We start from the raw sequence: 20432 nt of genomic DNA on the forward strand, positions 1-20432 counted from the left end.
AATAGCGCGGTGGTCCCACCTGACCCCATGCCGAACTCAGAAGTGAAACGCCGTAGCGCCGATGGTAGTGTGGGGTCTCCCCATGCGAGAGTAGGACACTGCCAGGCATCAAACAAAGCAAAAAGCCTCATGCGAAAGCATGGGGCTTTTTGTTTTGTCTGTTATCTGGCGTTCTGCTCGAGCATGGGCATGCGAAAGGCCCGTCGGGAACGGGCCTTAACGCCGCGTGCGGCGGCCCCGGAGGGGAGAGTCTCAGGATGAGACGAATTGTGTAGGACACTGCCAGGCATCAAATAAAGCCGAAAGCCCTGAACTGACGTTCAGGGATTTTTGCTGTGCGTAAAATGGAAAATCCCCGTTGTAATCCGCTTCAGCTTTCATCGTACTGTTTAATATTCATCACAAAACCAACGCATTGTTTCTCTGAATGTCAGATATTCTTCGTCCGCTATTAAGTTTGGCTGTTAACTTATAAATAACAATAAAGTAACAACCAGGGCGGCAGGAAGCCAAATTTCATCATTGTTATGGCTCGGAGAATACATCATGACAGAAACAACATCGGCTCTTGGGGATGAGCACGGCGTCGAACAGGGGGCGCTGGATAACAAGAAACGCATTTTCGCTATCGTCGGGGCTTCATCAGGCAATCTGGTGGAGTGGTTTGATTTTTACGTTTACTCCTTCTGTTCCATTTATTTTGCCGCCTCGTTCTTTCCAGCGGGCAACAGCACCACGCAGCTGCTGCAAACCGCCGGTGTTTTCGCCGCCGGCTTCTTTATGCGACCTATCGGCGGTTGGCTGTTCGGCTATATTGCCGACAAGCATGGCCGAAAAAACTCCATGCTGCTTTCAGTCTGCATGATGTGCGCCGGATCGCTGGTGATCGCCTGCCTGCCGACGTATGAATCGATCGGCAGCTGGGCGCCGGCGTTGCTGCTGATCGCCCGCCTGTTCCAGGGGCTGTCGGTAGGGGGAGAATACGGCACCAGCGCGACCTATATGAGCGAGGTGGCGATCAAGGGGCGACGCGGCTTTTACGCCTCGTTCCAGTACGTGACGCTGATCGGCGGGCAACTGTTGGCGTTGCTGGTCCTGGTGATCCTGCAGCAGATATTGCCCGCCGAAGAGCTGAAAGCCTGGGGATGGCGCATTCCGTTTGCCCTGGGGGCCGTGTTGGCGGTAGTTGCGCTGTACCTGCGCCGTTCGCTGAATGAAACCTCCGATGCGAAGACGCGTAACCACAAAGATGCCGGTTCGCTGACGGGCCTGTGGAAAAATCGCAAGGCGTTCCTGATGGTGCTGGGCTTTACCGCCGCCGGTTCGCTGACCTTCTACACCTTCACCACCTACATGCAGAAATATCTGGTGAATACCGCCGGTATGGACGCCAAGCTGGCCAGCGCCATCATGACCGTCGCGCTGTTCGTCTTTATGCTGCTGCAGCCTGCGGTAGGCGCGTTTTCGGACAAAATCGGCCGTCGCAGCTCGATGTTGATCTTCTCGGCCTTTGCCACGGTGTTGACGGTGCCGATCCTGTTCGCTCTGAAAGAGGTGAGTAATCCTTATATGGCGTTTGGCCTGATCGTGCTGGCGCTGTTCATCATCAGTTTTTACACCGCGATCAGCGGGCTGCTTAAAGCCGAAATGTTCCCGCCGGAGGTACGTGCTTTAGGGGTGGGCTTGTCTTATGCGGTGGCGAACGCCATGTTCGGCGGCTCGGCGGAATATGTCGCGCTGTCGCTTAAATCGTTTGGCGTGGAGAACGCTTTCTTCTGGTATGTCTCCGGCATGTGCCTGCTGGCGCTGCTGGTCTCGCTCCGGTTGCATCGCAAAGGCAAGGAGATACAGCTGTAATAAAAACCCCGGCCTTGGCCGGGGTCAGCATACCGCTTACAGGATACGGCTGATCAGCCGATCGATACGGATACGGCGCAGACGCCGAATCAGCTTACGCACCTTGATCGGATACTGCTGAATGCTTTGCAGTTCCTGATAATGGCCGACTACAGTGGTATGAGTACGGATGCATTCCAGCTCTTTCTGCCGTTGCTCGCGCAGCTCTTGCTTGGGATCGTGGATCAGAATGGCGTTTTCCAGATCCAGCCGCCAGGCGCGCGGGTTGAGGTTATTGCCGGTAATCAGCTGCCACTCTTCGTCTACCCACATGCCTTTCAGGTGATAGCTGTTATCGCCATCCTTCCACAAACGCACGATCAGTTGGCCGGTGTCGATGTAACGCTGCAACCGGCTCAGGAAGCGGCGCAGGTTGATCTCATACAGGTAGGGCAGCGCGCCGATGATTTTGAACGGCTGGTCTTCCGGAATATAGAAATCGTTGGCGGTTTTATCGCCGACGATGATTTCCACCTGCTTGCCCTGTCGCAGCAGATAAATGATGTTGCGCACCAGCAGCGCCGGCAGGTTGAAATAGGGAGTGCACAGCGTCAGTTTCTGGTCGGTGCATGACATCAGGTGATGAATGGTTTTATTCAGCACGCTTTGTTTGCCTAGCCCAACCATCGGCGTCACCGCCAGCTCATCGTTGCCAGCTTTGCCGCGGAAGTGGTAACCGGCACGGCGCAGGGCGAAACGGAACAGACGGGTTTCGTTTTTGATCTCCGGGCTTTTCGGCCGATCGCTGCGATCCAGGCGTTGTACGGCGCCGGCGGTGAGCAGATGCTGCTTGATGTAATCGATCAGGGTATCGGCCAGCACGCCGTTGGTGATCAACTGGTAGCGATCGTAACGGTATTTCTCATGCTGATGCAGATAGACGTCGTTGATGCTGGCGCCGCTGTAGATAACGGTATCGTCGACCACAAAACCTTTCAGATGCAATACGCCCAGCGCTTCGCGAGTATTGACCGGTACGCCGTAGATCGGCACCGATTGTTCCGGATGCTGGCTGGCCATGGCGCAGTACCAGTCGGCGTTGGTATTGGCGGCGGCGGCGCCGATGCGCCCGCGCTGTGCGCGGTGCCAGTCGACCAGCACGCAGATTTCCAGCTCGGGCCGCCGCTGTTTGGCTTGATACAGCGCGTTGAGGATCTCACGCCCGGCGTCGTCATGCTCCAGATACAGAGCCACCAGATAGATACGTTGGGTGGCGTTGGCGATGGAATCCAGCAGCGTGGCGCGAAAGTCGGACGGCGCGTACAGAGTACGAACATCAGCAACCGTCTGGGGGAGTTTGGGCAGTTGTGCAAGGTGTTGTTGATGTTTGCTACGTTTAAATTTTGACAACATCACAGTGCGCTTCTTCTCTCATGATTGATGGCCGGAACGCCACAGACTTAAAAACAATAAACCGAATAATCGGGCGATAATACCATTAGTTGCCTCGATTGTGCGTATGTTTTGGCGTTAAGTGGTGGATTCGTAGCGCATTGCGACGCAGGTCACTGCGCGTCGTCGGCCTGCAGCGGCAGCGTCAGATTGACGATGCCGTCCTCAAGCTGCACCTCGATGCCAAAGCCCAACCGCTGCGCCAGCGCGATCATGCCGCGGTTATTCGGCATGGTGATACCGCTCAGGCGGGTCAGGCCATGCGCGCGCGCATAGGCGATCATTTTCTCCAGCAGCTGGCGGCCGAGCCCCACGCCTTTTAGGTCGGAACGTACCAGCACGGCGAATTCGGCGTCGGTGTTGTCCGGATCGGACAGCGCGCGGGTCACGCCGATAATCTCGTCTGCCCGCACCGCCACAAAGGCCATTTCCCGATCGTAGTCGATCTGCGTCATGTTGGCCAAATCGTCATGGGTAAACTCGTTGATCTCGCTGAAGTAGCGATAATAGAGGTCTTCCTTGGTCACCCGGTCGATGAAATGCTTCAGCGCCGGCTCGTCTTCCGGCAGGATCGGGCGGAACAGGCATTGGCTGCCGTCTTTCAGCGCGATGGTCTCTTCCAGCTCATGCGGATAAGGCCGAATCGCCAGCCGCGCCTGCGGATCGCCGCTGAACGGTGCGAGCTGCATCGAAACGTCCAGCAGGGTGAACTCGCTGCCGGAAGCCAGCACCGGATGAATATCCAGTCGGGCGATCTCAGGGCAGTCAAGGATCAGGTTGGAAACCTGCACCAGCAAGCGGCTCAGCCCGGGGATATCTAAAGGCCGCAGTGCGCTGCGCCCGCGGATCTTGCCGCCTTTCACCGCCTGCAGCACCAGATAACGCGCCAGCGCCATATTCAACGGCGGCAGCGCGACCGCGACCTGATTTTCCTGGCGCCACTCTACGCCGCCTTCACCCAGCATGATCAACGGGCCGAAAATGGCATCCTGCTCCACGGCGATGCGCAGCTCCTGGGCGCCGGCGCGGTTGGCCATGCTCTGCACCAACAGGCCGTGGATGCGCGCCTGAGGATAGGTACGCTTCACGCGGTCGAGGATCGCCTCCGCCGCGCGCTGCACTTCGGTCGCGGTGCGCAGGTAGAGCATCACGCCCTGAACTTCCGACTTGTGCGGGATATCCGGCGAGCGCAGCTTCAGCGCTACCGGGTAGCCGATCTGCTCGGCGATGTGCACCGCTTCGGCGCTGTCTTCGGCGATCCAGGTCGGCAGGGTGCTCAGGTCATAAGCCTGCAGAATGGATTGCACCTCGTGGGTATCCAACTGGGTGGCGCCTTCGGCCAGCGCCTGATGGATCAGGCGGTGAGCGTCGGCGGTATTGGCGGTCAGGCCGACCGGCAGCGCCGGCGTCTCCTTCAGCTGCTTCTGGTTGCGGCGGTATTCCACCATATGCATAAAAGCGGTCACAGCGCCTTCCGGCGTGCGGTAAGTCGGAATGGCGGCCTCGGTAAACAGCCGGCGTGCCTCTTGCGAAGAGTATTCGCCGCACCAGTTGGTCAGCAGCGTGATGCGCTTGCCGCGCGCATGGCGATGCAGCGCGTCGATCAGCCGCTGCGCCGTGGCGGTGCCGGGCGCAGCGGCGCTCGGCGCGTGGATCAGCAGCAGCGCGTCATAGTCGTGGCTGTCGAGCAGCGCTTCGAGAGCCGCCAGATAACGCTGCGGCGTGGCGTCGTCGCGCAGGTCGAGCGGGTTGCCGGCGCGAATGAAGTCCGGCAGCGCGTCGCTCAGCGTCGCCAGGCTCTCCTCGCTCAGCGTCGCCAGCTTGCCGTTGCGGCCGAGCAGTTCGTCCAAGGCCATCGCCGCCGGCGCCGCCCCATTGCTGACGATCATCAGCCGTTCGCCGCGCAGCGGATGCATATGGCTGAGGGTTTCCACCGCCGAGAACAGCTCATGGGTATCCTGGACGCGCAGCAGGCCGGCGCGCTGGATGGCGGCGTCATAGGCGGCGTCCAGCCCCAGTTGGCTGTTGAGCAGTAATTGCGCCTGTTGGCTACGGCCGCTTTTGATCACCAGAATGGGCTTGTTGCGCGAGGCGCTGCGCGAGGCGGAGAGAAAGCGCCGCGCATCGCTGATGTTTTCCAGATACAGCAGGATGGCGCTGGTCTTGCTGTCGCGCGCCAGAAAGTCGAGCAGGTCGTCGACGTCGATATCCAGGCTGTCGCCCAGCGCGATGAAATAGGAGAAGCCGACTTCGCGCTGCTGTGCCCAGTCGAGAATGGTGTTGGCGACGGCGGCGGACTGCGAGATAAACGCCAGCTTGCCCTTTTGGATCGGCACCGGCGAGAAGCTGGCGTTGATGCCTTGCCACGGCGCCAGCAGCCCCAGACTGTTGGGGCCCAGCAGCCGCATGGCGTAACGCTGCGCGCAGGCTTTGAGCTCGGCGAACTGTTCCGGCGGCGAAGAGAGCACGATGGCGGTTTTGCAGCCGCGTTGGCCCAACGCTTCAATCAGCGCCAGATTACGGCTGGCGTGGGTGCAGATGATCGCCAGATCCGGCGTCAGCGGCAGGCTGGCGACGTCGGGATAGGCCATGACGCCGCATACCGCCTTGTAGCGCGGCGTCACCGGCAAGATGGGCCCGCCGAAACCGCCGGCCAGCAGGTTGCTCATCATCAGGTTGCCGGCGCGGCCCGGCTGCTGCGAAGCGCCCAGCACGGCGATCGATTTGGGACGTAGTAGCGCTTCTAACCCTCGCTGGCTCATGCACGGCTCCTTTTGGCAACGTTACGCCTGATTTTAGGCGCTTTATGGCTACATTGCTGTGACCGGTGCCTCCGGTCGGGTCGGTTTTCCCGCCAGATACTGTTGACGGAAATAGCGGAAATGCTGATTCAATCCGTCAGCGGCCGGCATATCGCCCGCCTGTTGCAGCAGGGCGGCGGCCACTTCCGCCGTGCAGTGTTGCTCGGCGCGGCTGGCTTCGCGCAGCTGGTAGGCCGATGCGGCGTCGACGTTGAGTGAAAACACCGGGAATTTATTGAGATACGGGCTTTTACGGAACATTTTGCGCGCTTCCGCCCAGGTGCCGTCCAGCATGATGAACAGCGGCGGTTTGCCGCCGACGGGCAGTTCGCTGAACACCGGCCGCTCGGCGTCGGCGTAGGATGCGGGGAACACCACGTAAGGCTGCCGTGTCGGATCGTTGATGGCCGCCAGCAGGGCGGGATCGACCTCGGTACGCGACCAGAGGAACGCCTGGGTGTCCGGCAGGATATCGGCGATCAGGCGCCCGGTGTTGCTGGGCTTGAGCGGCTCGGCGCCGAACATGATCAGGCAGAAACGGCTGCCGGCCTGCTGCGGGCGAATGGTGTCGCACAGGCAGTTCTTATGCGGCAGCAGGCACCCCTGACAACGCGCCACCCGGCAACCGCGCGCCAGAAAGGGGCGGGTGGCGCGGTCTAAACGGAATTGGCGCAGGCGAAGTACGGCGTTGTCGGTCATAACGATCCTGGGGAAAAACCGCTATTGTAACGCAGAAAAAAGCCCGCCGGGAGGGGCGGGCTCGATCGGGGCGCGTTCGCGCGCGATGGCGGGATACGGCCTATACTTGCCGAATCACACTAACTCGTTGAGCCAGTTGTCAAACGGCGCCTTCGGCATCGCGCCGTTGAGCATGTCGACCATCTTGCCCTGACGGAACACCATGATGGTCGGGATGCTGCGGATGCGGAAACGTGCGCTCAGTTCCGGCTCGGCTTCGGTGTTCACTTTCACGAAGCGCACTTTGCCGGCGCGCTCTTCGGCCACGTCTTCAAAGATCGGCGCAAAGCTGCGGCACGGGCCGCACCACGGCGCCCAAAAATCGACCACGACCGGCAGATCGTCCTGCAGCAACTGGTCCAGCGTGGCGGCGGTGGCGTTGATCACTTCACCGTCGAAGAGCTCATGGCCGCAGCGGCCGCATTTCGCGTTGTCCGCCAGACGTTCTTCCGGCACACGGTTGGTGGCATTGCAAGCTGCACAAACTGTATTCATGTTGACCTCGGGTACTGAGAAAGCCGGGTCCCCGCAACGCGGTTGCGGAGATGTTTCTTTAATGCTGACGATTATCGGCAAAACCCGGCGCATGAACAATGAGGTTTGTTCAATGGATGTGATAGTTGGGAGCTTTTAGCGCAAGTTGGTGGCTTCATGCACCAACATCAGGTAATCTTCGCGCCCTGCGCGTTGGTGGAGAAGACAATGAACGATTCATTTAGTGGCAAGAACGGTAAGGTCAAAGTGATGTACGTCCGCAGCGACGACGACAACGGCGACGACCGCAACAAGAATAAACGTCCGGCCGGCAAAGGCCGTCCGGCTGACGGTGCGCGCTCGGGCCGCACCGGTCAAGACAAGGCGCGCGGCGGCAATGACCGTCGCGGAGCCGATTCCCGCCGCAGTGAAAGCGATCGTCCTCGCCGTCCGGCGCGCTCTGAAGATCGCGGCGGCAACGAGTCGCCGTGGAGAACCGTGTCGCGCGCGCCGAGTGAAGAGCCGGCGTTCGATCACGGCGGCATCAGCGGCAAAAGCTTTATCGATCCGGAACAGCTGCGCCGCCAGCGCGCGGAAGAAACCCGCGTTTACGGTGAGAACGCCTGTCAGGCGCTGTTCGCCAGCCGTCCGGAAGCGATCGTGCGCGCCTGGTTCGTGCAGTCGGTCACGCCGCGCTTCCGTGAAGCGCTGCGCTGGATGGCGGCTAACCGCAAAGCCTACCACGTGGTGGATGAGGAAGAGCTGGCCAAGGCTTCCGGCACCGAGCACCACGGCGGCGTCTGCTTCCTGATCAAAAAGCGTCAGGGCCTGGATGCGCAGACCTACCTGAAAACTGCGCCGGCGACCGACTGCGTATTGGCGCTGGAAGAAGTCGGCAACCCGCATAACCTGGGCGCCATCGTCCGTTCGTGCGCCCACTTCGGCGTCAACGGCGTGCTGCTGCAGGATCCGGCGTTGCTGGAATCCGGCGCGGCGGTGCGTACCGCAGAAGGCGGCGCGGAGCACATCAAGGCGATCAACGCCGATGATTTCCTGTCGGTGCTGGATACCTTCCGCAAGGCGGGTTACACCATCGTCACCACCTCCAGCCACAAAGGCACCGCGCTGGCGCAGGCCAAGCTGCCGGCCAAGATGGTGCTGGTGCTTGGCCAGGAGCGCGACGGCCTCAGCGACAGCGCCTGGCAGCAGGGCGATATGAACGTGTCTATCGGCGGCACCGGCAAGGTAGAAAGCCTGAATGTTTCCGTGGCGACCGGCATTCTGCTGGCGGACTGGTGGCGTCAGAATCAGGCGTGATTTTCATTACGTCGAATAAAAAAACGGGCGCCTCAGGGCGCCCGTTTCGTTTATTGAAGCTTAGTGAGCGCCACCGCCCCCGCCGCCGCCGGAGCTGAATGGCGGTTTCGCTACCCACACCAGCGCCAGCAGCACCAGGAATACCCCGGCCGACAGCCAGAAAATCTCGTTGGCGGAGATGATCAGCCCCTGTGCCGTGATCTCGTTGGCGATGTAGGCCGACGCCTGCTGCTTGCTCATGCCGAGCTGCTCGAGCTGCCGGTACATCTCCTGCGACTGCGGATTGTACGGGTTGACGAACTCCGTCAGCTGCGCGTGATGCTGCGATTCGCGCTGCGTCCACAGGGTGGTGGTGATAGAGGTGCCGATCGACCCTGCCAGGGTTCGCGTAAAGTTCGACAGGCTCGATGCCGCCGCCATGCGTTCCGGCGGCAGGCCGGACAGCGTGATGGTGGTCAACGGCATGAAGAAGCAGGCGATGGCGAAACCTTGAACGAACTGCGGCCAGGCCGAAGCGCCGAAGTCCATGCCCGGTTCAAACGTATAGGCGCGCCAGTAGAAGCACACGGCATACATGATGAAGCTGAAAGTCACCAGCTTGCGCATGTCGAGCCGGTTGCCGAACTTACCGATGATCGGCGACAGCAGCACCGGGATCAGCCCGACCGGCGCCGACGCCAGCCCCGCCCAAGTGGCGGTATAGCCGTACACCTCTTGCAGCAGCTGCGGCAGCAGAACGATGGCGCCAAAATACAGCATGTACGCCAGGCTGATGCACAGACAGCCGATGGTAAAGTTGCGCGACTTGAACAGCGACAAATCCACCACCGGATGATCGTCCGTCAGTTCCCAGACCACCAGGAACAGCAGCGCCACGACCGCCACGACGGTCAGGGTGATGATCTCGGTCGAGTTGAACCAGTCCAGCTCCTTGCCCTGATCGAGCATCACCTGCAGCGAACCGATGCCGACGATCAACAGCACCAGACCGACGGTGTCGATCGGCTTGATCTCGGTTTTGGTTTCTCGCCCCTTCAGCGTCGCCATCGCCGCCAGGATAACGAAGGCGCCGATCGGGATGTTGATGAAGAAGATCCAACCCCAGTGGTAGTTGTCGCTGATGTAACCGCCGAGAATTGGCCCGAAGATCGGCGCGACGATCACGGTCATCGACCAGAGCGCCAGGGCCATCGCTCGCTTGGCGGGCGGGTAGTTGTTCAGCAACAGGCTCTGCGACAGCGGGATCAGCGGCCCGGCCACCACGCCCTGGATCACGCGGAAGAAGATCAGCATGCCGAGGCTGTTGGAGATGCCGCACAGCCAGGAGGCGAGAACGAACAGCGCGGTGGACCAGAGGAACAGCCGCACTTCGCCGATGCGCTTCGCCAGCCAGCCGGTGATCGGGATCGAGATGGCGTTCGCCACGCCGAACGAGGTGATCACCCAGGTGCCCTGCGAGTTGGAAGACCCGAGGTTACCGGCAATGGTGGGGATCGCCACGTTGGCGATGGTGGAGTCCAGCACCTGCATGAAGGTCGCCATGGCGAGCGCGACCGTCATCCAGGCAAGCTGGGCGCCTTCAAGCGGTTTCTGTGGCAAGATGGCCTCCCGCGCGCTTAGCCGGCGTTCGCATGGATCACGTCGGCGATCAGCTGGTTAACCGGCGCCAGATTCAACGCCAGCGCGTCGCTCTGATACAGCGGTTTGTCGCGCACCACGTCAGACAGCACGCGGCCGTCCAGGTTGGCGGTGTCGACGGTCACCAGCGTCGAAAGACCGATGCGCAGCGGATGATCGGCCACCTGCTTGGCGTCGAGCTCAATACGCACCGGCAGACGTTGCACCACCTTGATCCAGTTGCCGGTGGCGTTCTGGGCCGGCAGCAGCGAGAAGGCGCTGCCGGTGCCCATGTCGATACCGACCACTTTGCCTTGATACACCACGTCGTCGCCGTAGACGTCGCTGACCACCGTCGCCGGCTGGCCGATGCGCATATTGGCGATTTGCGTTTCCTTGAAGTTGGCGTCAACCCAGATGTGATCGGCCGGCACTACCGCCATCAGCGGCGAACCGGCGGCGATCTGCGCGCCGACCTGCACGCTGCGGCGCGAGACATAGCCGGTAATCGGGCTGATCACTTTGGTACGCTGCAGCGCCAGCCAGGCGTCGCGCATCTGCGCGGCGGCTTGCTGGATCGCCGGCTGCTGTTCCAGCGGGGTGTTCAGCACCATCGCCTGGTTGGCGTTGTATTGCTGCACCGCCACTTCCAGCGCGGCTTTGGCGCTGTCGACCGCATCGCGAGCGTGTTGCAGCTCTTCGCGGCCGATGGCGTCAACGCTGCCCAGCACCACGCGACGTTTCAGATCGTTCTCGGCCTTGCTCAGATCGGTCTTGCGCAAGGCGATGTTGGCCTGATACTGCTTACTGTTGATGATCAGCTGGTGGGTCTGACGCACGCTGTTGGCCAGGCCGGTTTTGGCGCGTTCAAACGCCTGCTCGGCATCGGTCGGATCGAGCGTCAGCAGCACGTCGCCCTGCTTGACGTAGTCGGTGTTGTCGAAGTTGACGCTGTTCACGCTGCCGGACACCTGGGCCATGATCTGCACCTGGTTGCCGGAGACGTAGGCGTCGTCGGTTTCCTGGTGATGACGCAGCACCAGGAACCAATACACTAAATAAGCCACCCCTATAACAATGAAAATAACCGTCAGCAACAGCAGCCAAAATTTGCGCTGCTTCTTTTTGCCGCTCGGCTGCTGCGGGTTTTGGGTTTCCGCGCTTGCGCTCATGGTGTTCTCCAAACCTTATATTATTATGCTTTCGAATCCGCTGCGGCCGGGGCCTGATAGCCACCGCCCAACGCGCGGATCAGTCCTATCTTCGCCTGCAGTAAATTGCTGCTGGCATTCAACTCCGCCTGTTGCTGCTGCAATAGCTGCGTCTGGCTGGTCAACAGATCGTCGCGCCCGATAATCCCTGCCTGGTAACGGGCGTTGGCGACCTGATACACCTGTTGCATCGACTGGGCCGCGGACGCCGCCTGCAGCTGCTGTTGTGCAGAGCTCTGCTGGATGGTGATGGCGTCGGCGGTTTCCTGTACCGCATTCAGGATGGTTTGGTTGTAGGATTCCACCGCTTCGTCATACAGCGCGGATTCCTCGCCCAGCTTGCTGCGCAGGGCCCCGGCGTGGAAGATCGGCAGCGAGATCGCCGGCATCACGTTCCAGGCCTGGCTGGCCGCTTCAAACAGATTCGGGCTGGTGCCACTGGTATTGGTGGTCATCAGGCCAGCGAAGGCTGAAATGGTCAGGCTGGGGTAAAACTCTTTACGCGCGGCGCTGACGCGCTGGCTGTAAGACTCCACCAGCTGGCGTTGCGCGGCGATGTCCGGGCGTTTGCCCAGCAGATCCGCCGTCAGTTCGCCCTGCGGCGCCATCAGGTTGTCTGCAGGTAGCGGCACCTGACGCAGGTGCTGCATGGCGTTCGGCCCCTGGCCCGCCAGCGCGGCGAGCTGGTGTCTGAGCTGTTCGATTTGCGACTGCAGCTGCAGAATCTGCTGTTTGGCGACGTCGGACTGCGCCTGGGTTTGTTGCGGCACGTCGACGCCGGTCAGGCCGGCCTGATAGCGCTGTTGGCGCAGCGCGGTCAGGCGCTCGTTGTTGTTCACTTCCTGCTGCAGCAGCTTCTCGAGCGCGAGATTGCTCTGCAGCTGATAATAGGCGGACGCCACCGAGCTGGTCAGCGTCAGCGCCGCCTGTTCCTGCTCGGCGCGCGCTGCGTTCACTTGCGCCTTGGCGGCGTTCACCTGGTTGCGGTATTTGCCCCACCAGTCGAACTCGTACGCCAGGTTCAACCCCAGCGAGTTGGAGCTTGAATAGATCGGCTTATGCGGATACCCCAGCCCCATATTGACGTTCTGCGGCACGCGCTGACGCTGGGTACTGGCGTTCAGATCCAGGTTCGGCCCGTTGGCGGCGTTGGCTTCGCCTACCACGCTCTGCGCTTCGCGCACGCGGGCGGCGGCCTGACGCAGGGTCGGCGAACTTTGCAGCGTTTGCGTCATCAAGGCGTCCAGCTGCGGATCCTTGAGGGCGCGCCACCACTGCGGGCTGACGGCCAGCGAACTGACTTTCGGCTGAGCCAACTGCAGGCTCTGCGGATCCATCAGCGTGGATTGCGGGGCAATATTATCGGTAGAAGCACACCCGGCCAGCAGCAACACGGCGAACAGCGGGGTGAATCTCCAGTGAAATGGGGATCGCATAAGTAGGTACCTGAACAGAAATTGTGAATTAGGGTAACTGTTCTGTGATTTCCATTTGATCCAGACGTGCCAGCAATTTGCGCGTCAGCTGTTCCAGCTGTTTTTGCTCATCGTCGGTCAGCGTGGACCACAGGAAATGCAGACATTGGTGCTGCGGCGGCAGCAGTTGACTGAGAAATTCTTCCCCCTGCGGCGTCAGATGCAGATGCAGGCAGCGGCGATCGTTGTCGCTTTCCCGGCGCTCGATCCAGCCGCGCTTCTCCAGCTCGTCGGCGATGCGGGTCGCATTGGTGCGCGAGGAGCCCAGGGCAGAGCTTAGCTCAGAAGGTTGGATGCTGTGGCTTTCCTGCGCATCCAGGGTAATCAGCGCCATAAACAGTGTTTCGTTAATCCCCTGCGCTTTCAGCATCTTATTGCGATTTTCCAGCAGCTTGCCTTGCATGTGCATGCACAGACGGGTCAGCAGGATTTCCTGATAAGGGAAATCTTTCTGCCGCGTGGCGCGGAAATTCAGCATTTGTTCTATGGGGGCAAACGAGCTTTCCATAATTTAGGGCCTCATTAATTTCGTTCGAGATAGTAACGACGGTGACAAATAATGTAAATGTTCAGCCGTGCGGATAATTTAGCAATTCGTGTCATTTGTCAGTGTTTGTAAAGATGTGACGCCTGAAAACGCCAGTGTGAAGCCAAACGGTCGGAGGCGGCGTCAGCCAGGACCGAAAAACATTAACAATTTTAATGTGACGCCAAAGGCCGTCGCGCCGAGCAGCGTCGACAGAATGATGCTTTTACTGCGGTAGAAACACAGCGCCAGCGCGGCGAACCCCGCTAACGTCGGCAGCAGCTTGTCCGGTTCGCGCATCACCACCGGCGTGCTGGAGACCACCAGCAGGGCGCAGATGGAGGCGATGCCGATGCTGTCGAGCAGCAGGGCGGCTTTGCCGCGTTTGATGCCGGGCTGAGCGCGCGCCGGCGCCAGCCGCAGCGGCAGATAACGGAACAGGTAGTTGGCGCAGCCCACCACCAGGCCGATCACCAACACATCAGTGTTCATGGCTGGCCTCCGCGTGCGGGGGTTGGAACAGGGCGGCGGCGCAGCCGGCGCCGATGCCGGCCAAAATGGCGACCGGAATGGAGAACAGCACCACGCCGAGCAGCGCGCCGGCCAGCGCGGCGGCGATGGTCAGGCTCTGCGGGCGCCGGAAAGCGGCCAGCAGGAAACTGAGAAACAGCGCCGGCAGCATGAAGGCGAGCGAGGCCTCGATCACCGGGAACTGCTCCAGCGGGCCGTTGCCGAACAGCGCGCCGAGCGCGGTGCCGGCCACCCAGGAGAGCCAGGAACAGAGCGCGATGCCCAGCATCCAGTTTTCGCTCCAGCTGCGGTTATTGCGCATCAGCCTGGCGGTGGCGGCGGCGAAGACCTCATCGGTCAGGCCAAAGGCCCACAGCGCCGTTTTGCCGGGCGACAGGCGCGAGACGATGCGGTGACGCAGCGCCGGGCCATACAACAGGTGGCGCACGTCCATCGCCATTACCGTCAGCGCGGAGACCCACAGCGACATGCCGGCGCTCAGCAGGGCGGTGATCACGAACTGGCTGGCGCCGGCGTAGATGATGCAGGAGAAGAAAATGCTTTCCAGCGGGGAAAAGCCCAGTTTGACGGCGCTGAGGCCGAAAGCGAACGCCACCGGCACGTACCCGATGACGATCGGCAAACTGTCGACGACGCCGTTGGCGAAGGTGGCGCTGACGGCGGGCGGAGTAAGGCTGTCTGCAGCTTGGCTTTGCATGGTTGTGGGTCGCAGGGTAGATAGGTCGTCAATAGTTTATGCCCAGAACATTACCAGAGAGTAAGTAATGTTTATACCCTGCACCGCTAATAAATTTCTTTAGTGACTATTTGCACGATAATCAGATTGCCGCCGGCCCCTGCGGATCGTGATGCTTGCCGAGCCACCAGGTCAGCAGGTTGAGCAGGCATAACACCCCTCCGACGGCGGCCACGCCGTACCAGCCGGCATGCTGATAGGCGGACGCGGAGAGCAGCGAACCGAGCGCGCCGCCGATAAAGTAGCTGGTCATGTAGCCGGCGGTCAGGCGGTTGCGCGCCTCCGGCATGATGCGATACATCACGCTCTGGTTGGTGACGTGTACCGCCTGCACCGCCAGATCGAGGATCAGGATGCCGGCGATCAGCGCCCACAGCGATTGTTTAGCCAGCGCGATAGGTATCCAGGACAGCAGCAGCAATACCAAGCCGACGGTGGTGGTCAACCCGGCCTTGCCTTTGTCCGCCAGATGCCCGGCGCGCGAAGCGGCCAGCGCTCCGGCGGCGCCCACCAGACCGAACAGTCCGATCACCCCTTCGGAATAGTTGAACGGCGGCGCGGCGAGCAGAAAGGCCATTGAGGTCCAGAGCACGCTGAAGTTGGCGAACGACAGGGCGCCGAGGATGGCGCGGGTGCGCAGCAGCGGCGTGCGGCAGAACAGGCTGAAGATCGAGGCCAGCAGCTGCGGGTAGTTCAGCCCGGAGTGTTGCTTATAGCGCGGCAGCGCGCGCCACAGGATCAGCGCCATCAGGATCATCAGCACGCTGGCGACCCAGTAGATGGTGCGCCAGCCGCCGAACGACGCCAAGGCGCCCGCGACGGTGCGCGCCAGCAGGATGCCGAGCAGCAGACCGCTCATGATGATGCCGACGGTCTTGCCGCGCTTTTCCGGGTGGGCCAGCGTGGCGGCCAGCGGCACCAGGATCTGCGCCACCACCGAGAACAGCCCGGTGAGCGCGGTGCCGAGGATCATCATCGGCAGCGTGGCTGAAGTGGCGGTGATCAGCATGCCCCCGGCGGCCAGCAGCGTCATGAACACGATCAGGCCGCGGCGTTCGAACATGTCGCCGAGCGGCACCAGCAGCAGCAGGCCGGTGGCGTAACCGAGCTGCGCGGCGGTGACGATAAAGCCGGCCTGGTTGACCGACAGGTTGAAACCGGTGGCGATGGTTTCCAGCAGCGGTTGCGCGTAATAGTTGCTGGCGACCGCCAGACCGGTTGCGATGGCAATCAGCACGGTCAGCGCCGGACTGAGGCCCGGATGGGCGTTTTGTTGGTTCATGTTTTTTTCATCACGGGAAGAAGATAGCGCGCAGTATCCGGCAACGCGTCTGCGGAAACCAATGTATAATTTTCATTTGATTTATCTCATTTCAAGATAGATGCCATGAACCTGAAACAGATCCGCTATGCGCTGGCGGTGGCGGAAGAACAGAGTTTCACCCGGGCGGCGCAGCGCTGCCATACGGTGCAGTCCGCGCTCAGCCACCAGATCGCCAAACTGGAAGAAGAGCTGGGCTGTACGCTGTTTGAGCGCACTTCGCGCCGGGTGCGGTTGACCCCTGCCGGCCAGGCTTTCATTCCGTCGGCGCAGCGCCTGTTGGCGGCGCAGCAGGCGCTGGTGGAAGAGGTGACCGCCGCCGGCGATGCGGTGTCCGGCACCCTGACCATCGGCACGATTTCAACCATAAACGCGATTGATCTGACCGAAAAGCTCGACAAGTTTCATCGCCACTATCCGGCGGTGAACATCCGCCTGTACGTTGGCATGAGCGAAGTCCTGCTGGAGGATGTGCGTCTGCAGAAGTGCGATATGGCGTTCGTCGGCATCTGGCCCGGCGATGTCGATCTGCTGCCGATGTCGCACCGGCAGTTGACCGATGAGCCGCTGGTGGCGCTGGTGGCGCCGCAGCACCCGCTGGCCAACCGCGAGCGGGTGAACCTGCAGGCGCTGGCGGAAGTGCCGCTGGTGGATTTCTACAGCGGCACCGGCGCGCGGCGCCAAACCGACCGCGCCTTTCAGGCGGCGGGCATCCGCCGGCACGTCAGTTTTGAAATCGATCATATCGAATGGCTGGAGAATCTGGTGCGGCGCGGGTTGGCGGCGGGCATCGTACCGATCTCGACCGCGCAACGCTTAAGCGCGCTGGTGTCGATTCCGATTGAAGACGGGCCGCGGCGCCAGGTGTATTGCATCTGGCCGCAGCCCTTGTCGAACGCCGCCGCCCGTTTTTTACAGTTCAGCGGCATCGATCTGGCGGGGTAGGGGTGCGGCAGAGGCGCCCCCGATCGGTTACGGCTTCGCCGCCTCGGCGGCGGTTTTCACCCAGCCGTCGAAGGTCGCCTGATGCGCCTTGATCCAACCGTTGACGTGGTTTTGGATGTCGGCCTCCGAAGCCTGGCCTTCATGCATGCGCAGGTTTTGCGCGTTGATGTCGGCGATCGGCAGCTTCATGATGGCGAACAGCTTGGCGGCCGCCGGGTTGGCTTCGGCCCACTGCTTGTTGGCGGCGATGCGCATGGTGTTGACCGGGAAGCCGTAGTTGGCGCCGTTAGGCAGCTTGGTATCGACGTTCTTCTGCTCGCCCGGCAAGGAAGAGAACGGTACCTGCAGCCAGACCACGTCGCGGCCCGGCACCATCACATCGCTGACCCAGTACGGCGTCCAGGTGTAATACAGTACCGGTTTGCCCTCTTTGTAGCGGGTGATGGTGTCGGCGATCATCGCCGCGTAGTTGCCCTGGTTGTGTTCGACGGTATTGCTCAGGCCATAGGCCTTGATGTGGTGGTTGATCACCGCCTCGCAGCCCCAGCCCGGGGTGCAGCCGGTCAGATCGGCCTTGCCGTCGCCGTTGGTGTCGAACAGCTTGGCGATCTTGGGATCCTTGAGCTGTTCGACGTTGGTGATGTGGTACTGCTCGGCGGTTTTCTTGTCGATCAGGTAGCCCTGCGCGGCGCCGTTGACGTAGACGCCTTCGCGGTAGAACTTGGCGTCGCCGCCGGCGGCCTTGTACTGATCGGCGTGCAGCGGATCCCAATTGACCGCGATAAAGGTGGCGTCGCCGGAGGCGATGGAGGTGTAGGCGACGTTGTAATCCACTTCGCGCGGTTCCTTCACGTCGTAACCCAGTTTTTCCAGCGCCTTGCTGACCAGCAGCGTCTGGAACGTCTCTTCGGAAATGGTGCTTTGCACCGGCTGTACCGCTATTCCCTTGCCGGGTAAATCCGCCGCGATGGCGCTCTGTGAGCCAATCAGTGTCGTCAGGGCGAGAGCCCAGATGCCCGTGGTGCGCATAGTGTTTCCCCTCTTTTGATGTGGTGGTGCCCTGGCCCGCCGGGGCCGCAGCCGCCGGCGGGAAAAGCGTCAGGCTTGTTTGATAAATGGACGGGTAAACAGCCCGATGGGGCCGCGACGGTACCAGCGGCCGATGCCCTTGCTGCGGCGATCGCGCCCCAGCGATTGGGTGAGGCGATCGAGAATGATCGCCAGGATCACGATGCCGACCCCGCCGATGGCGGCCAGGCCCATATCCAGCCGGCCGATGCCGCGCAGCACCATCTGGCCCAGACCGCCGACGGCGATCATCGAGGCGATGACGACCATCGACAGCGCCAACATCAGCGTCTGGTTCACGCCGGCCATGATGGTCGGCATCGCCAGCGGCAGCTGCACCTTGAACAGCAGCTGGCGCGGGCTGGCACCGAAGGATTCGGCGGCCTCGATCAGATCCTCCGGCACCTGCTTGATGCCAAGAATGGTCAGACGCACGATCGGCGGCAGCGCGAAGATAATGGTCACCACCACGCCCGGCACGTTGCCGATGCCGAACAGCATGACGATCGGCACCAGATAGACGAAGGCCGGGGTGGTTTGCATGGCGTCGAGCAGCGGCCTAATCACTTTGGCGGCATGCTTGCTGCGCGCCAGCCAGATGCCGAGCGGCAGGCCGATAAGGATGCAGAAGAACAGCGCGGTCAGCACCAGCGCCAGCGTAACCATCGCCTGCGACCAGGCGCCGATGGCGCCGATGGCGACCAGAGAGAGCAGCGTCGCGGCGCCCATGCCGAGGCCCGCGATCTGCCAGGCGACCAGCGAGAACACCAGAATGGCGATCGGCGCCGGCATGCCCAACAGCAATTGCTGGAAGCCGCTCAGGATCACGTCTACCGGCACGCGGATGCCCTGGAACAGCGGGCGGAAGTGCAGCACCAGCCAGTCGATACCTTGCGTGACCCAGGAATCAAACGGCACCCAGGCTTTGTGGAACGGATCAAGCAGGCTGAAGTGCTCAGGCTGCGCCGGGGCGCTGCTGAGCCAATCGGCGCCTTGCCCGGCGGCGTCATGAGCGGCCGGTGGCGGCGCGCTGGACCAGGCGTCGCCGGCGTTGGCGGCGGCATCGTGAGCGGGGGCCGCGCCGGCATCGGCCGGTGCGGTAGCCCAGGGATCTTGGGTTTGCGTGGTATCACTCATTGGCTGAGCCCTCCTTGTCCAACGCCTGCAGCAGCATGGCCTTGGAGATGATGCCGAGATAGTTATGTTCTTCGCCCACCACCGGCACCGCGCACGGCGCCTGGGCGACCAGGGAGATCAGATCGCTGAGCGGCGTGTCGGCCGGCACGGCGGCGGGGGCCTCAAGCAGGGCATCGTCCAGCGTTTGATTGGCGGACAGCGCCTTTTTCAGCGACTCTATCGACACCACGCCGATAAATTTCTTCCCGCGTTCAACAACATAACCATAATCACGGTCCTCATCGCGCAGCAGCTGCAGCGCCGAGCGGGGGCCAAAACCGGGGGTTTTGCGGATCAGCGTCACCGGACGCCGCTGGGCGATATCCTTGGCGCTGAACACATGACTGATGTCCACGCCGCGGAAGAAGGTGCGCACGTAGTCGTTGGCCGGATTATTGAGGATCTCGTCCGGCGTGCCGACCTGGATCACCTCGCCGCCCTGCATGATGGCGATGCGATCGCCAATGCGCATCGCTTCGTCCAAATCGTGGGAAATAAACACGATGGTGCGCTGATGCTGAGCCTGTAATTTCACCAGCTCATCCTGCATTTCGGTGCGAATTAACGGATCGAGCGCCGAGAAGGCTTCGTCCATCAATAATATATCCGGGTTATTGGCCATCGCGCGGGCTAATCCCACGCGCTGACGCATGCCGCCGGATAATTCATCCGGATAAGACAGCGAATAATTTTCCAGCCCGACCTGACGCAGGGCGTCTAGCGCTTTTTCCTGGCGTTCCTGCAGCGGCATTCCGGCTAATTCCATGCCAAAGGCGGTATTATTCAGAACATTCATGTGCGGCATTAGCGCGAATGACTGAAATACCATGCTGATCTTATTTCGCCGCACGGTGCGCAGCGCGGTGTCGGATATTTTGGCGATGTCCTCACCGTCGATCAGCACCTGACCGCGGGTGGGTTCTATCAGACGATTGAGAAGGCGTACCAGGGTGGACTTGCCGGAACCGGAGAGCCCCATGATGACAAATATCTCGCCTTCTTCAATGGCCAGAGTGGCGTCTTTTACGCCGAGCGATAAGCCGGTTTTTTCAAACAGCTGATCTTTTGTCAGACCTTTATCCAGCAGTTTGAATGCGCGTTCCGGGTGCTCGCCAAATATCTTATACAGGTTCTTTACTTCGAGTTTAATTGCCATGCAATTTGCTGTTTCCTCTGGTTTAATTAAAGCGTTATGGGCTGTCCTTAGC

General features: G+C 61.2%; 17 protein-coding genes and 1 rRNA gene. 4 read left to right on the forward strand and 14 right to left on the reverse strand.

Annotated features, from left to right (window positions below; genetic code table 11):
- Nucleotides 1–107 (forward strand): 5S ribosomal RNA (gene rrf / locus ACJ8J1_RS00005); the annotation flags it as partial.
- Nucleotides 108–546: 439 nt separating this feature from the next.
- Nucleotides 547–1857 (forward strand): MFS family transporter, encoded by a 1311-nt coding sequence (locus tag ACJ8J1_RS00010; RefSeq protein ID WP_033644171.1) that lies wholly within the window; start codon nt 547–549, stop codon nt 1855–1857.
- Between the two features lie 36 nt (nt 1858–1893).
- Here the strand turns inward: ACJ8J1_RS00010 and pssA are convergent, their stop codons facing one another.
- From pssA to trxC, 4 genes are all read right to left on the reverse strand, one after another.
- Nucleotides 1894–3249 (reverse strand): CDP-diacylglycerol--serine O-phosphatidyltransferase, encoded by a 1356-nt coding sequence (gene pssA / locus ACJ8J1_RS00015; RefSeq protein WP_033644170.1) that lies wholly within the window; start codon nt 3247–3249, stop codon nt 1894–1896.
- Between the two features lie 152 nt (nt 3250–3401).
- A complete protein-coding gene (locus ACJ8J1_RS00020; protein WP_033644169.1) occupies nt 3402–6050 on the reverse strand; it encodes a bifunctional acetate--CoA ligase family protein/GNAT family N-acetyltransferase in 2649 nt (882 codons plus the stop codon).
- A gap of 48 nt (nt 6051–6098) precedes the next feature.
- Nucleotides 6099–6788, reverse strand: coding sequence for a tRNA-uridine aminocarboxypropyltransferase (locus tag ACJ8J1_RS00025; RefSeq protein WP_033644168.1), 690 nt, complete (start codon nt 6786–6788; stop codon nt 6099–6101).
- Between the two features lie 114 nt (nt 6789–6902).
- On the reverse strand, nt 6903–7322 hold the full coding sequence (trxC, locus tag ACJ8J1_RS00030; RefSeq protein WP_004928868.1) for a thioredoxin TrxC: 420 nt from the start codon (nt 7320–7322) through the stop codon (nt 6903–6905).
- 207 nt (nt 7323–7529) lie between these two features.
- On the opposite strand from trxC, the gene ACJ8J1_RS00035 reads away from it, so the two are divergent.
- Nucleotides 7530–8618 carry a tRNA/rRNA methyltransferase gene (locus ACJ8J1_RS00035; RefSeq protein WP_033644167.1) on the forward strand — a complete coding sequence of 363 codons (1089 nt, stop codon included), beginning with the start codon at nt 7530–7532 and terminating at the stop codon, nt 8616–8618.
- A 60-nt stretch (nt 8619–8678) separates the two neighbouring features.
- Here the strand turns inward: ACJ8J1_RS00035 and emrB are convergent, their stop codons facing one another.
- The 7 genes from emrB to ACJ8J1_RS00070 form a co-directional block, all read right to left on the reverse strand.
- Nucleotides 8679–10217 (reverse strand): multidrug efflux MFS transporter permease subunit EmrB, encoded by a 1539-nt coding sequence (gene emrB / locus ACJ8J1_RS00040; protein ID WP_033644166.1) that lies wholly within the window; start codon nt 10215–10217, stop codon nt 8679–8681.
- Between the two features lie 17 nt (nt 10218–10234).
- Entirely contained in the window at nt 10235–11407 is a 1173-nt protein-coding gene (gene emrA / locus ACJ8J1_RS00045) for a multidrug efflux MFS transporter periplasmic adaptor subunit EmrA (RefSeq protein ID WP_016929855.1), read from the reverse strand.
- 23 nt (nt 11408–11430) lie between these two features.
- Nucleotides 11431–12882: an efflux transporter outer membrane subunit gene (locus tag ACJ8J1_RS00050; RefSeq protein ID WP_033644165.1), complete on the reverse strand. Its 1452-nt coding sequence runs from the start codon at nt 12880–12882 to the stop codon at nt 11431–11433.
- Between the two features lie 28 nt (nt 12883–12910).
- Nucleotides 12911–13429 carry a transcriptional repressor MprA gene (gene mprA / locus ACJ8J1_RS00055; protein ID WP_004928879.1) on the reverse strand — a complete coding sequence of 173 codons (519 nt, stop codon included), beginning with the start codon at nt 13427–13429 and terminating at the stop codon, nt 12911–12913.
- Between the two features lie 162 nt (nt 13430–13591).
- Nucleotides 13592–13939 carry an L-valine transporter subunit YgaH gene (ygaH, locus tag ACJ8J1_RS00060; protein WP_033644164.1) on the reverse strand — a complete coding sequence of 116 codons (348 nt, stop codon included), beginning with the start codon at nt 13937–13939 and terminating at the stop codon, nt 13592–13594.
- Nucleotides 13929–14675, reverse strand: coding sequence for an AzlC family ABC transporter permease (locus ACJ8J1_RS00065; RefSeq protein ID WP_033644163.1), 747 nt, complete (start codon nt 14673–14675; stop codon nt 13929–13931). Before ACJ8J1_RS00065 ends, ygaH begins: the two co-directional genes overlap by 11 nt.
- Before the next feature lie 121 nt (nt 14676–14796).
- Nucleotides 14797–15996 carry an MFS transporter gene (locus ACJ8J1_RS00070; RefSeq protein WP_033644162.1) on the reverse strand — a complete coding sequence of 400 codons (1200 nt, stop codon included), beginning with the start codon at nt 15994–15996 and terminating at the stop codon, nt 14797–14799.
- A 105-nt stretch (nt 15997–16101) separates the two neighbouring features.
- On the opposite strand from ACJ8J1_RS00070, the gene ACJ8J1_RS00075 reads away from it, so the two are divergent.
- The gene (locus tag ACJ8J1_RS00075) at nt 16102–16980 is read left to right on the forward strand and encodes a LysR family transcriptional regulator (protein ID WP_033644161.1); all 879 of its coding nucleotides are present in this window, start codon (nt 16102–16104) and stop codon (nt 16978–16980) included.
- Nucleotides 16981–17007: 27 nt separating this feature from the next.
- Here ACJ8J1_RS00075 and proX read toward each other — a convergent pair whose 3' ends face one another.
- The 3 genes from proX to proV form a co-directional block, all read right to left on the reverse strand.
- Nucleotides 17008–18009: a glycine betaine/L-proline ABC transporter substrate-binding protein ProX gene (gene proX, locus ACJ8J1_RS00080; RefSeq protein ID WP_033644160.1), complete on the reverse strand. Its 1002-nt coding sequence runs from the start codon at nt 18007–18009 to the stop codon at nt 17008–17010.
- A gap of 69 nt (nt 18010–18078) precedes the next feature.
- On the reverse strand, nt 18079–19185 hold the full coding sequence (proW, locus tag ACJ8J1_RS00085; RefSeq protein WP_033644159.1) for a glycine betaine/L-proline ABC transporter permease ProW: 1107 nt from the start codon (nt 19183–19185) through the stop codon (nt 18079–18081).
- Entirely contained in the window at nt 19178–20380 is a 1203-nt protein-coding gene (proV, locus tag ACJ8J1_RS00090) for a glycine betaine/L-proline ABC transporter ATP-binding protein ProV (RefSeq protein WP_033644158.1), read from the reverse strand. Before proV ends, proW begins: the two co-directional genes overlap by 8 nt.
- Nucleotides 20381–20432 lie beyond the last annotated feature (52 nt).

Source organism: Serratia sp. CY37869 (genome assembly GCF_052168895.1).
In the GTDB taxonomy this organism is placed as follows: Bacteria; Pseudomonadota; Gammaproteobacteria; order Enterobacterales; family Enterobacteriaceae; genus Serratia; species Serratia ureilytica.